General features: G+C 70.2%; 7 protein-coding genes. 6 read left to right on the forward strand and 1 reads right to left on the reverse strand.

The window, feature by feature from the left end:
• Positions 1-22: 22 nt before the first annotated feature.
• Positions 23-1,057: a LacI family DNA-binding transcriptional regulator gene (locus ACLGIH_RS24530; RefSeq protein ID WP_416527437.1), complete on the reverse strand. Its 1,035-nt coding sequence runs from the start codon at positions 1,055-1,057 to the stop codon at positions 23-25.
• 401 nt (positions 1,058-1,458) lie between these two features.
• Between ACLGIH_RS24530 and ACLGIH_RS24535 the strand changes: the two genes are divergently transcribed.
• The 6 genes from ACLGIH_RS24535 to pulA all read left to right on the forward strand — a co-directional run bounded on the left by ACLGIH_RS24535 (position 1,459) and on the right by pulA (position 13,783).
• Positions 1,459-2,730 (forward strand): extracellular solute-binding protein, encoded by a 1,272-nt coding sequence (locus ACLGIH_RS24535; RefSeq protein ID WP_416527438.1) that lies wholly within the window; start codon positions 1,459-1,461, stop codon positions 2,728-2,730.
• 107 nt (positions 2,731-2,837) lie between these two features.
• A complete protein-coding gene (locus ACLGIH_RS24540) occupies positions 2,838-3,842 on the forward strand; it encodes a carbohydrate ABC transporter permease (RefSeq protein WP_416527439.1) in 1,005 nt (334 codons plus the stop codon).
• A 13-nt stretch (positions 3,843-3,855) separates the two neighbouring features.
• Positions 3,856-4,770 (forward strand): sugar ABC transporter permease, encoded by a 915-nt coding sequence (locus ACLGIH_RS24545; RefSeq protein WP_416527440.1) that lies wholly within the window; start codon positions 3,856-3,858, stop codon positions 4,768-4,770.
• Positions 4,771-4,894: 124 nt separating this feature from the next.
• Positions 4,895-6,601 carry a glycoside hydrolase family 13 protein gene (locus tag ACLGIH_RS24550; RefSeq protein WP_416527441.1) on the forward strand — a complete coding sequence of 569 codons (1,707 nt, stop codon included), beginning with the start codon at positions 4,895-4,897 and terminating at the stop codon, positions 6,599-6,601.
• Between the two features lie 275 nt (positions 6,602-6,876).
• The gene (locus ACLGIH_RS24555) at positions 6,877-8,247 is read left to right on the forward strand and encodes an alpha-amylase (RefSeq protein WP_416527442.1); all 1,371 of its coding nucleotides are present in this window, start codon (positions 6,877-6,879) and stop codon (positions 8,245-8,247) included.
• Positions 8,248-8,380: 133 nt separating this feature from the next.
• Entirely contained in the window at positions 8,381-13,783 is a 5,403-nt protein-coding gene (gene pulA, locus ACLGIH_RS24560; RefSeq protein ID WP_416527443.1) for a pullulanase-type alpha-1,6-glucosidase, read from the forward strand.
• The last annotated feature ends 66 nt before the right edge of the window (positions 13,784-13,849 follow it).

Below are 13,849 nucleotides of genomic sequence, written 5' to 3' on the forward strand. Positions count from 1 at the left end.
CTTGAGGACGATTCAGGGTGATTCAGGCGCGGCCGCGGTCACCCGGCGCCGACGCCGTCGAGCCGCGCACCACCAGCTCCGGCATGAACACGAACTCGCTGTGCGGGGCCGGGGTGCCGCCGATCTCCTCCAGCAGTGTGCGCACCGCCGCCTGCCCCATCGCCGGGACCGGCTTGCGGACGGTCGTCAGCGGCGGGTCGGTGAAGGCGATCAGCGGGGAGTCGTCGAAGCCGACCACCGAGATGTCCCGGGGCACCTCCAGGCCGTGCTGCCGCGCCGCCCTTATCGCGCCCAGCGCCATCATGTCGCTGGCGCACACCACCGCCGTGCAGTCCCGCTCGATGAGCGCGGTGGCCGCCGCCTGGCCGCCCTCCAGGGTGTACAGGGAGTGCTGCACCAGCTCGGACTCGACCGTCTGCGCGTTCAGGCCCAGCTGATCCTGCACGGTGCGCACGAAGCCCTCGATCTTGCGCTGCACCGGGACGAACCGCTTCGGGCCGAGGGCCAGCCCGATGCGGGTGTGGCCGAGGGAGACCAGGTGCGTGACCGCGAGGCTCATCGCGGCCCGGTCGTCGGGGGAGATGAACGGCGCCTGGACCTTCGGCGAGAACCCGTCCACCAGGACGAACGGCACGCCCTGCGCGCGCAGCCGCTCGTAGCGCTGCATGTCGGCGGTGGTGTCGGCGTGCAGCCCGGAGACGTAGATGATCCCGGCGACCCCGCGGTCCACCAGCATCTCGGTCAGCTCGTCCTCGGTGGAGCCGCCCGGCGTCTGGGTGGCCAGCACCGGGGTGTAGCCCTGCCGGGTCAGCGCCTGGCCGATGACCTGCGCCAGGGCCGGGAATATCGGGTTCTCCAGCTCCGGGGTGATCAGGCCCACCAGGCCCTCACTGCGCTGCCGCAGCCGCACCGGGCGCTCGTAGCCGAGCACGTCGAGTGCGGCCAGCACGGACTGGCGGGTGGTGGCGGCGACGCCCGGCTTCCCGTTGAGGACGCGGCTGACGGTCGCTTCGCTCACCCCCGCCTGGACGGCGATGTCGGCAAGCCGTGTGGTCACAGGGGTGGACTGTACCGGCCGCTTGACGCCTTGCACACCGACGGGACGCCGGGTGCGGGCCGTGGCACGGGCCGCTGCGGGCTGTTGCGTCATCGCGATCCCCTGTCGAAACGTTTGGCAAGTCCTTGCAGAGTCTTGCACAAGTGACCGAGTCCCTGCCGTACGGGCGGAAACACCGGCTCAATATCGATCTACGGCGGTCCCGTCACGAGAGGAAGTGGGTCACGGCGAGGTAACTGTCGGAAGTCCTTGCACAATTTTGCTGCAAGGTCTTTCGCCGGGCGGCCGAGCAGGGCTAATCTCACCGACGCCCGGCGGCCGCAACGGCGCAGTCGGCAAGACGGCGGGAGCGGACGGGACCCTTCCCGCACCACACGGGCTTTCACCCTCAAGGAGAACTCATGCGGCGTGGCATAGCGGCCACCGCGCTCGTTGCGTCCCTCGCCCTCGCGGCGACGGCGTGCGGCGGGGACGGCGGAAGCGACAGCGAGTCCGGCGGGCCGGTCACCATCACCTGGTGGGACACCTCCAACGCGACCAACGAGGCGCCGACCTACAAGGCGCTGGTCAAGGAGTTCGAGGCGGCCAACAAGGACATCAAGGTCAACTACGTCAACGTCCCCTTCGACCAGGCGCAGAACAAGTTCGACACCGCCGCCGGCTCCAAGGGTGCCCCCGACATCCTCCGCTCCGAGGTCGGCTGGACGCCCGCCTTCGCCAAGAAGGGCTTCTTCCTGCCGCTGGACGGCACCGAGGCCCTCGCCGACCAGGACGAGTTCGAGCCCAACCTGATCGAGCAGGCCGAGTACGAGGGCAAGACCTACGGTGTCCCCCTGGTCACCGACACCCTCGCCTTCGTCTACAACAAGGAACTGTTCCAGAAGGCCGGCGTCGAGGCCCCCAAGACCTGGGACGACCTGAAGAAGGCCGCCGCCACCATCAAGGACAAGACCGGCGTCGACGGCTACTGGGGCTCCACCGCCGGCTACTACGCGCAGCCGTTCCTCCACGGCGAGGGCACCGACACGGTCGACGTCGAGGCCAAGAAGATCACCGTCAACTCGCCGGCGGCCAAGAAGGCGTACGGCACCTGGCTGGGCCTCTTCGAGGGCAAGGGCCTGCACAAGGCCGACGTCACCGCCGACGCCTACGCCCACATCCAGGACGCCTTCGTCAACGGCAAGGTCGCCTCGATCATCCAGGGCCCGTGGGAGATCACGAACTTCTACAAGGGCTCGGCCTTCAAGGACAAGAACAACCTGGGCATCGCCACCGTCCCGGCCGGCTCCACCGGCAAGGCGGGCGCCCCGACCGGCGGCCACAACCTCTCGGTCTACGCCGGCTCGGACAAGGCGCACCAGGAGGCGTCGCTGAAGTTCGTGAAGTTCATGACCTCGGCGAAGTCCCAGGAGACCATCGCCCTGCAGAACTCCACCCTGCCGACCCGCGACGACGCCTACACCGCCGAGGTCAAGGCCGACCCGGGCATCGCCGGCTACCAGGGCGTCCTGTCCGCCGCCCAGCCGCGCCCGGCCCTGCCCGAGTACAGCTCCCTGTGGGTCCCGCTGGACGACCACCTGCCGCAGATCGCCAGTGGCAAGAAGTCCCTGGACAAGGGTCTGGGCGACATCGAGACCGCGATGGCCGAGCTGGTGCCGGACTTCAGCAAGTGAGCCGGTGTGGCCGCCGGGTCCCTCCGAACCGGGGAGGGGGCCCGGCGGCCACCGGCCTGCGCGCCGTTCCCTCTGATCTGCAGGCTCCCCGAGAAGGTTGTCGAACCATGACAGTCGCCATCGACCGCGCGACCGGCAGGCGCCGCGGTGACCAGACCCCGCGGCCCGGACTGGGCCGGCGCCTGAAGCACGGATACCAGCGCCACTGGTACGCCTACGCCATGATCGCGCCGGTGGCCGTCGTGCTCGGCGTCCTCGTGCTGTACCCGCTGGCGTACGGCTTCTACCTCACCCTCACCGATGCCGACAGCCTCAACAGCGCCCGCACCATCGGCGCCAACGAGATCGAGGCGACCTACAAGTTCATCGGCCTGGACAACTACGCCGGCATCCTGTGGGGCGAGACCGCCTACGAGCGCTTCTGGTCGCACTTCCTCTGGACGATCGTGTGGACGGCCGCCTGTGTGGCCCTGCACTACTCGATCGGCCTGGGCCTGGCCCTGCTGCTCAACCAGAAGCTGCGCGGCCGCACCTTCTACCGGCTGATCCTGATCCTGCCGTGGGCCGTGCCCACCTTCGTCACCGTCTTCGGCTGGCGTTTCATGCTCGCCGACTCCGGCATCATCAACTCGGCGCTGGAAACGCTGCACCTGCCGACGCCGCAGTGGCTGGAGGACACCTTCTGGCAGCGGTTCGCCGCGATCATGGTGAACACCTGGTGCGGTGTGCCGTTCATGATGGTCTCCCTCCTGGGCGGCCTGCAGTCCATCGACTCCTCGCTCTACGAGGCCGCCGAGATGGACGGCGCCAACGCCTGGCAGCGGTTCCGGTACGTCACCCTGCCCGGCCTGAGGTCCGTCAGCTCCACCGTCGTCCTGCTCGGCATCATCTGGACCTTCAACCAGTTCGCCATCATCTTCCTGCTGTTCGGCGACACCGCCCCGGACGCGCAGATCCTGGTCACCTGGGCCTACCAGCTCGGCTTCGGTCAGCAGCCGCGCGAGTTCGCGCAGTCCGCGGCCTACGGCATGCTGCTGCTGGCCATCCTGATCGTCTTCACCTCCTTCTACCGCCGCTGGCTGAACCGCAATGAGCAGCAGCTCGCGATCTGAGGCAGGAGCCCCCATGAGCACCCCCACCGTCACCAAGGCGTCCGTGCCGGCGGACCGGGGCCCCGCGCCCGCCACCGCGCCCGGCAAGGAACGCCGCCGCGGCCGGCCCAGCCCGGTCGCCACCCTCGCCTCGCACGGCGTCCTGGCGGGCGCGAGCCTGATCGCGCTCTTCCCCATCGCCTGGCTGGTCTACCTGTCCCTCGGCCCGGACAAGGACGACTACCTGCGCCCCGGAGGCATCTGGGGGAAAATGACGTTCGACAACTACGTCTTCGTCCTGGAGAACACCAACTTCTTCCACTGGCTGCAGAGTTCGCTGATCGTCTCGCTGGGCACCACGGTCATCGGCGTCATGGTGGCGGCCACCACCGGCTACGCCGTCTCCCGGATGCGCTTCCCCGGCTACAAGAAGCTGATGTGGGTCCTGCTGCTCACGCAGATGTTCCCCATCGCCGTGCTGATCGTGCCGATGTACCAGATCATGTCCCGGCTCCAGCTCATCGACAGCTACCTCGGGCTGGTCCTGGTCTACTGCTCGACCGCGGTGCCGTACTGCGCCTGGCTGCTCAAGGGCTACTTCGACACCATCCCGTTCGAGATCGACGAGGCCGGCCGGGTGGACGGTTTGACGCCGTTCGGCACCTTCTTCCGGCTGATCCTGCCGCTGGCCCGGCCGGGCCTGGCGGTGGCCGGCTTCTACAGCTTCATCACGGCCTTCGGCGAGGTCGCCTTCGCCTCCACCTTCATGCTGTCCGACACCAAGTACACCTTCGCCGTCGGTCTGCAGAGCTTCATCAGCGAGCACGACGCCCAGCGCCATCTGATGGCCGCCACCGCCGTGCTGATCGCGATACCCGTGTCCGCGTTCTTCTACCTTGTGCAGAAGAACCTGGTGACCGGCCTCACCGCGGGCGGCACGAAGGGCTGACGCCCGACCCGGGAAACGTCCGGCCGCGGCGCCCATCCGACCCCGCTGCGCCGCGGCTGGCCGCCTCACCCCCTCGCCACGCCCACGCCTCCCTGACCGATATCCGCCACGCATCAAGGACGACATGAGCCAGCAGCACTCCGCAGCCCCGGCCCCGACCCCGACCTCCCGGACCGCATCCGCCGTCGCGACCGTCGCCAGGCGCCGCGACTGGTGGCGCGACGCGGTGATCTACCAGGTCTACCCGCGCAGCTTCGCCGACGGCAACGGCGACGGCATGGGCGACCTGGACGGCGTCCGCACCCGCCTGCCCTACCTGCGCGACCTCGGCGTGGACGCCGTGTGGCTCAGCCCCTTCTACGCCTCCCCGCAGGCCGACGCCGGCTACGACGTCGCCGACTACCGGGCCGTCGACCCCATGTTCGGCACCCTGCTCGACGCCGACGCGCTGATCCGCGACGCCCACGAACTGGGCCTGCGCATCATCGTCGACCTGGTTCCCAACCACTCCTCCGACCAGCACGAGTGGTTCAAGCGGGCGCTCGCCGAGGGCCCCGGCTCGCCGCTGCGCGACCGCTACCACTTCCGCCCCGGCAAGGGGGAGAACGGCGAACTGCCGCCCAACGACTGGGAGTCCATCTTCGGCGGGCCGGCCTGGACCCGGGTCACCGAGCCGGACGGCACGCCGGGGGAGTGGTATCTGCACCTGTTCGCGCCCGAGCAGCCCGACTTCAACTGGGAGCACCCGGCCGTCGGCGACGAGTTCCGCTCGATCCTGCGCTTCTGGCTGGACATGGGCGTGGACGGCTTCCGCATCGACGTCGCCCACGGTCTGGTGAAGGCGGAGGGCCTGCCGGACCTCGGATCCCACGAGCAGCTCAAGTTGCTGGGCAACGATGTCATGCCGTTCTTCGACCAGGACGGTGTGCACGAGATCTACCGGCAGTGGCGCCGCATCCTGGACGAGTACTCGGGCGAGCGGATTTTCGTGGCGGAGGCCTGGACTCCGACCGTCGAGCGCACCGCCAACTACGTCCGCCCGGACGAGCTGCACCAGGCGTTCAACTTCCAGTACCTGAGCACGTACTGGGACGCCGAGGAGATGCGCGAGGTCATCGACCGCACCCTGGAGGCGATGCGCCCGGTCGGCGCCCCCGCCACCTGGGTGCTGTCCAACCACGACGTCACCCGGCACGCCACCCGCTTCGCCAACCCGCCCGGCCTCGGCACCCAGATCCGCCTGGCCGGCGACCGCGGACTGGGCCTGCGCCGGGCCCGTGCGGCCACCCTGCTCATGCTGGCGCTGCCCGGCTCCGCCTACATCTACCAGGGCGAGGAGCTGGGCCTGCCGGACGTCGTCGACCTGCCCGACGAGGTGCGCCAGGACCCGGCGTACTTCCGCGGCGCCGGCCAGGACGGCTTCCGCGACGGCTGCCGGGTGCCGATCCCGTGGACCCGCACGGGGACGTCGTACGGCTTCGGCGACGGCGGCAGCTGGCTGCCGCAGCCCACGGGCTGGGGCGAGCTGAGCGTCGAGGCGCAGACCGGCGCCCCCGGCTCCACGCTGGAGCTGTACCGCGCCGCGCTGGCCGCCCGCCGCACCCACCCCGACCTGGGCGCGGGCGACGCGGTGGAGTGGCTGCGCGCCCCCGAGGGCGTCCTCGCCTTCCGGCGCGGGGAGTTCGTGTGCGTCGCCAACACCACCGGCGAGTCGGTGGCGCTGCCCGCGTACGGGCGGCTGCTGCTGGCCAGCGGCGAGGTGACCGAGGCGGACGGCGAGGCGAAGGTGCCGGCCGACACGACGGTGTGGTGGACGACGGCGGCCGGCTGACCGCCGGCCACCGGGCCCGCCGCTCCTCCACCCGGAGGAGCGGCGGGCCCTTTCGCCCTGCCCGCCCGGACGGCTTGCAGCGAGGGCCCGTGGCCCGCGGCGGGCGCACGCAACTTCTCGCAGCAACTTCACACCGACCGCTGCCCTTTCGGTTGATGAGCCCTTAACATCTGCGTCACCGCAAGGTTTTCTAAAGCTTTCCGCAAGAGCATTCAGCGGGTTTCGGCGACCCTGCGGCTTCCCCACAGAGCCTTCGATGACGAAGGAAGCCCCACATGGCACGCAGATTCCTCTCCGGGGCCGCCGCCCTCGCCGCGGCCCTTGTCATGACCCCGACGTCCGCCCAGGCCTCCCCGCCCGGCGCCAAGGACGTCACCGCCGTCCTCTTCGAGTGGAACTACGCCTCGGTCGCCCGGGAGTGCGCGAACTCCCTCGGCCCGGCCGGGTACGGATACGTCCAGGTCTCCCCGCCCGCGGAGCACATACAGGGCGGGCAGTGGTGGACCTCGTACCAGCCGGTCAGCTACAAGATCGCCGGACGGCTGGGGGACCGGGCCGCCTTCAGGAACATGGTGGACACCTGCCACGGCGCCGGTGTGAAGGTCGTCGTCGACGCCGTGGTCAACCACATGTCGGCGGGCAACGGCACCGGCACCGGCGGATCGTCGTACACGAAGTACGACTACCCGGGCCTGTACTCGTCCCACGACTTCGACGACTGCCGCTCGGAGATCACCGACTACCGGGACCGCTACAACGTCCAGCACTGCGAACTGGTCGGCCTCGCCGACCTCGACACCGGCGAGGAGTACGTCCGCCGCACCGTCGCCGGGTACCTGAACGACCTGCTCTCCCTGGGCGTCGACGGCTTCCGCATCGACGCGGCCAAGCACATCCCGGCCGGGGACCTCGCGGACATCAAGTCGCGGCTGAGCGACCCGGGCGTCTACTGGAAGCAGGAGGTCATCTACGGCGCCGGCGAGGCCGTGCAGCCGGGCGAGTACACGGGCACCGGCGACGTCCAGGAGTTCCGCTACGCCTACGACCTCAAGCGGGTCTTCCGCAACGAGAACCTCGCCTACCTGAAGAACTACGGCGAGGGCTGGGGCTACCTGGGCAGCTCCTCCGCCGGGGTCTTCGTCGACAACCACGACACCGAGCGCAACGGCTCCACCCTCAGCTACAAGGACAACGCCACCTACACCCTGGCCAACGTCTTCATGCTGGCCTGGCCCTACGGCGCCCCCGACGTCAACTCCGGCTACGAGTGGTCGGACCACGACGCCGGTCCGCCGAACGGCGGGCAGGTGAACGCCTGCTGGCAGGACGGCTGGAAGTGCCAGCACGCCTGGCCGGAGATCAGGTCCATGGTCGCCTTCCGCAACACCACCCGCGGTGAGGCGGTCACCCACTGGTGGGACAACGGGGGCGACGCCATCGCCTTCGGGCGCGGCGCCAAGGGCTACGTGGCCATCAACCACGAGTCCGGCTCGCTGACCCGCACCTACCAGACCTCCCTGCCCGCCGGGACGTACTGCGACGTGCAGAGCAACAGGGCGGTGAGCGTGAACGGTTCGGGCCAGTTCACGGCGACCCTGGGCGCCCACACGGCGCTCGCCCTGCACGTGGGCAAGCGGAGCTGCTGATCCCCGGCTCCGGGCGAGAGGCGTGAAATTCCTTGCCGATGCTTTCACGCCTCTTGCCGCAAGTCTTGCGCCAACGCTACCGTCTCGCCGGGGTCGGACCCGAACGAGCCGCAATCGCAAGGAGTTCACACCGGTGATACCGAGATGGCCGGCGCCCGGGACGCGCCGAACCGCCGCCGCACCACGGGTCGCGGCCCTCACGGTCGCCGCGCTCGCGGCGACCCTCCTGCCACCCCTCGCGGCGCGGGCCGCCACCCCGCCGCCGCCTCCGTCCGACGCGCAGCTGGCGAAGGCCGCCGCGCGCCACGACCTCACCCGCGAGCAGTTCTACTTCGTCCTGCCGGACCGCTTCGCCAACGGCGACCGGCGCAACGACAAGGGCGGCCTCACCGGCTCCCGCCTCACCACCGGGTACGACCCCACCGACAAGGGCTTCTACCAGGGCGGCGACCTCAAGGGCCTGATCGACCGGCTGGACTACATCAAGGACATGGGCACCACCGCCATCTGGATGGCGCCCATCTTCAAGAACCAGCCGGTGCAGGGCACGGGCGAGAACGCCTCGGCCGGCTACCACGGCTACTGGATCACCGACTTCACCCAGGTCGACCCGCACTTCGGCACCAACGCGGACCTGGAGAAGCTCGTCGACAAGGCCCACGACAAGGGCATGAAGGTCTTCTTCGACGTCATCACCAACCACACCGCCGACGTCGTCGACTACGAGGAGAAGTCCTACGGCTACCTGTCCAAGGGCGCCTTCCCCTACCTGACGAAGGACGGCGAGCCCTTCGACGACGCCGACTACGCGGACGGCTCGCGCCGCTTCCCGCGCGTCGGCGCCGGCTCCTTCCCGCGCACCCCGGTCGTCCCCGCGGACAAGAAGGACCTCAAGGTGCCGAGGTGGCTCAACGACCCGGCGATGTACCACAACCGGGGCGACTCCACCTGGGCCGGTGAATCCACCACCTACGGCGACTTCTCCGGCCTGGACGACCTGTGGACCGAGCGGCCCGAGGTCGTGCGGGGAATGGAGCGCATCTACCAGCGCTGGGTGAAGGACTTCGACATCGACGGCTTCCGGATCGACACCGTGAAGCACGTCAACATGGAGTTCTGGACCCAGTGGGCCACCGCGCTGGACGCGTACGCCGCGCAGCGGGGCCGGGACGACTTCTTCATGTTCGGCGAGGTCTACTCCGCCGACACCTCCGTCACCTCGCCGTACGTCACCCAGGGCCGCCTGGACTCCACGCTGGACTTCCCCTTCCAGGACGCCGCGCGCGGCTACGCCTCCCAGGGCGGCAGCGCCAAGAAGCTGGCGGCGGTCTTCGGCGACGACTGGAAGTACACGACCGACCGGGCCAACGCCTATGAGCAGGTCACCTTCCTCGGCAACCACGACATGGGCCGCATCGGGCACTTCCTGCGGCAGGACGCCCCGGAGGCGAGTGACGCCGAGCTGCTGAAGAAGGCACGGCTCGCCAACGAGCTGATGTTCCTCAACCGGGGCAACCCCGTCGTCTACTACGGCGACGAGCAGGGCTTCACCGGCGCCGGCGGCGACAAGGACGCCCGCCAGCCGATGTTCGCCTCCCGTACTGCCGACTACCTGGACGACGACCAGCTCGGCACCGACCGCACCCACGCCGAGGACGCCTACGACAAGCGGGCCCCGATCTACCGGTCGATCGCCGCCCTGGCCAAGCTCCGCAAGGCCCACCCCGCCCTCGCCGACGGCGTGCAGACCGAGCGCTACGCGGCCGACGGCGCCGGCGTCTACGCCGTCACCCGCACCGGGACCGACGGCACCCAGTACGTCGTCGCCTTCAACAACGCCGGTGAGTCCAGGACGGCGACCTTCGCGACCGACGCCGCGCACATGACCTTCCGCGGCATCTACGGCACCGACGCCGGCGCGAGGACCGACGGCGACAAGAAGATCACCGTCACCGTCCCGGCCGGCTCGGCCATCGTGCTCAAGGCCACCGGCCGCCTCCCCGAGCCCGCCACCGAGCCGACGATCACCCTCGACGCCCCCGGACCCGGCGCCACCGGCACCGTCGAGCTGACCGCCGACGTCGACGGCGGACAGCTCAACCGGGTCGTCTTCGCCGCCCAGACCGGCACCGGCAAGTGGCGCACCCTCGGCTCCGCCGACCACGCCCCCTACAAGGTCACCCACACCATCGCCGAGGACACCCGGCCCGGCACCGCCCTGCGCTACAAGGCGGTCGTCGTCGACTCCGCCGGACGCACGGCGAGCGCGACGGCGGCGAGCAGCAGCGGAACCCCGCCCGCCGAACAGCCCCCCACCGCCTCCTCCCGCGACCACGCGATCGTCCACTACAAGCGCGCCGACGGGGACTACGACGACTGGGGCCTGTACGCCTGGGGCGACCTGGCCGACGGCGAGTCCACCACCTGGCCGGACAGCCACCCGTTCATCGGCCGGGACGCCTACGGCGCCTTCGCCCACGTCAAGCTCAAGCCCGGCGCCACCAGTGTCGGCTTCCTGGTGATCGACAAGGACGGCAACAAGGACGTCGCCGCCGACCGCACCATCGACGTGACGAAGACCGGGGAGGTGTGGGTCGAGCAGGGCAAGGAGGAACTGCTGACCGAACGGCCCGAGTACCCGGCGCAGGACACCAGCAAGGCCGTACTGCACTACCACCGCCCCGACGGGAACTACGACGGCTGGGGCCTGCACGTCTGGTCGGGCGCCGCGAATCCCACCGACTGGGCGAAGCCGCTGATGCCGGTGAAGACTGACTCCTATGGCGCGGTCTTCGAGGTTCCGCTCACCGAGGGTGCCACCAGCCTCGGCTACATCGTCCACAAGGGCGACGAGAAGGACCTGCCCACCGACCAGGCCCTGGACCTCAGGGCCGACGGGCACGAGGTGTGGCTGTTGAGCGGGCAGGAGAAGTACCTGCTGCCGCAGCCCGCCGGTTCGGCCGCCGCCCTGGACCTCACCACGTCCAAGGCGGTCTGGATCGACCGCGACACCGTCGCCTGGGACGGCGCCGACGACGCCGCCTCCACCCAGCTGGTCTACTCGCCCCGGGGCACCCTCGCGGTCGAGAACGGCACGCTGACCGGTACCGACGAGCACTGGCTGCGCCTGACGAGGACCACGCTCACCGACGCCCAGAAGAAGACGTTCCCGCATCTGAAGGACTACGCCGCCTGGTCCGTCGACCCGCGCGACCGCGACCGGGTGCCCGAGGCGCTGCGCGGCCAGGTCGTCGCCTCCCAGCGGGCCGCCAACGGCGCCGTCCTCGCGGCCACCGGTGTGCAGATCGCGGGCGCGCTCGACGACCTGTACGCCGCCGCCGGCGAGGCCGGCCTCGGCCCGACCTTCCGCCACGGCCGGCCGACCCTCGCCGTCTGGGCGCCGACCGCGCAGAGCGTCGCCCTGGAGATCGGCGACCGCACGGTCCGGATGAAGCGGAACGACACCACCGGCGTCTGGTCCGTCACCGGCCCGCGCTCCTGGAAGGGCAAGCCCTACCGGTACGCCGTGCGGGTCTGGGCGCCCGACGCCGGCGAGGTCGTCACCAACAGGGTCACCGACCCGTACTCCGTCGCCCTGACCACCGACTCCGAGCGCAGCCTCGTCGTCGACCTGGACGACTCCTCCCTCGCACCGCGCGGCTGGTCGACGTACGACAAGCCCGAGGCGGTGCCGCTCAGGGACGCCCAGATCCAGGAGCTGCACATCCGCGACTTCTCCGTCGCCGACCGGACGGCGGAGCACCGGGGCACGTACCTGGCCTTCACCGACAAGGACAGCGACGGCTCGAAGCACCTGCGGAAGCTGGCCCGGGCGGGCACCTCGCACGTCCACCTCCTGCCCGCCTTCGACATCGCCACCATCCCGGAGCGGAAGTCGGACCAGGCCACCGTCGACTGCGACCTCGCCGCGCTCCCCGCCGACTCCGACAAGCAGCAGGAGTGCGTCGGGAAGATCGCCGCGAAGGACGCCTACAACTGGGGCTACGACCCGTACCACTACACGGTCCCCGAGGGCTCCTACGCCACCGACCCGGACGGCACGGCCCGTACGGTGGAGTTCCGCAGGATGGTCAAGGCGCTCAACGAGGACGGCCTGCGGGTCGTCATGGACGTGGTCTACAACCACACGGCGGCCGGCGGCCAGGCGCGGACGAGCGTCCTGGACCGGATCGTGCCGGGCTACTACCAGCGGCTGCTGGCCGACGGCTCGGTGGCGAACAGCACCTGCTGCGCCAACACCGCCACCGAGAACCTCATGATGGGCAAGCTGGTCGTCGACTCGGTGGTCACCTGGGCCAAGCAGTACAAGGTCGACGGATTCCGCTTCGACCTCATGGGCCACCACCCCAAGGCCAACATGCTCGCCGTCCGCAAGGCCCTCGACGCGCTGACGGTGGAAAAGGACGGCGTCGACGGCAAGAAGATCATCCTGTACGGGGAGGGCTGGAACTTCGGCGAGGTCGCCGACGACGCCCGCTTCGAGCAGGCCACCCAGCGGAACATGGCCGGCACCGGCATCGCCACCTTCTCCGACCGCGCCCGCGACGCCGTGCGCGGCGGCGGCCCCTTCGACGCCGACCCGGGCGTGCAGGGCTTCGCCTCCGGCCTCTACACCGAGCCCAACTCCTCCGCGGCCAACGGCACCCCGGCCGAGCAGAAGGCCCGGCTGCTGCACTACCAGGACCTGATCAAGGTCGGGCTGTCCGGCAACCTCGCCGGCTACCGTTTCACCGACACCAGCGGCAAGGAGGTCAAGGGCTCCGAGGTCGACTACAACGGCTCGCCCGCCGGATACGCCGAGGCGCCCGGCGACGCCCTCGCCTACGCCGACGCGCACGACAACGAGACCCTGTTCGACGCGCTCGCCTTCAAGCTGCCGAAGGAGACGTCGGCGGACGACCGGGCGCGGATGCAGGTCCTGGCCATGGCGACGGCGGCCCTCTCGCAGGGCCCGGCGCTCTCCCAGGCGGGCACCGACCTGCTGCGCTCCAAGTCGCTGGACCGCAACTCCTACGACAGCGGCGACTGGTTCAACGCCATCCACTGGAGCTGCGCCGCCGGCAACGGCTTCGGCCGTGGCCTGCCGATGGCCGCCGACAACGAGGACAAGTGGCCGTACGCGAAACCCCTGCTGGGTGCGGTGCAGGTCGGCTGCCCGCAGATCGAGGGCGCCGCGGCGGCCTACCGGGACCTGCTGAGGATCCGTACGAGCGAGCAGGCGTTCTCCCTCGCCACGGCCGCGCAGGTGCAGTCCCGGCTCTCCTTCCCGCTGTCCGGGAAGGACGAGACGCCCGGCGTGATCACCATGCGCCTCGGTGACCTGGTCGTGGTCTTCAACGCCACGCCGGAACGCCGGGAACAGCGGGTCGAGGCACTGGCCGGGACGGCGTACGCGCTGCACCCGGTGCAGGCGGCGGGTGCGGACGAGGTGGTGAAGGAGTCCTCGTACGCGGCGAAGACCGGCACGTTCACCGTCCCGGCCCGGACGGTGGCCGTGTTCACGGCGGCCGGCTGACCGGCGGACCACTGCGGTTAGGGTGAGCCCTGCTGTTCACGAACAGTCACGAGCAGTCACGAACAG

The sequence above is a fragment of the Streptomyces hamibioticus genome, from assembly GCF_047946815.1.
Lineage (GTDB): Bacteria > Actinomycetota > Actinomycetes > Streptomycetales > Streptomycetaceae > Streptomyces.

Excerpts from the sequence above, each read along its gene's own strand:
- ACLGIH_RS24535 (WP_416527438.1), top strand. The coding sequence starts at position 1,459 with ATGCGGCGTGGCATAGCGGCCACCGCGCTCGTTGCGTCCCTCGCCCTC.
- ACLGIH_RS24540 (WP_416527439.1), top strand. The coding sequence starts at position 2,838 with ATGACAGTCGCCATCGACCGCGCGACCGGCAGGCGCCGCGGTGACCAG.
- ACLGIH_RS24545 (WP_416527440.1), top strand. The coding sequence starts at position 3,856 with ATGAGCACCCCCACCGTCACCAAGGCGTCCGTGCCGGCGGACCGGGGC.
- ACLGIH_RS24550 (WP_416527441.1), top strand. The coding sequence starts at position 4,895 with ATGAGCCAGCAGCACTCCGCAGCCCCGGCCCCGACCCCGACCTCCCGG.
- ACLGIH_RS24555 (WP_416527442.1), top strand. The coding sequence starts at position 6,877 with ATGGCACGCAGATTCCTCTCCGGGGCCGCCGCCCTCGCCGCGGCCCTT.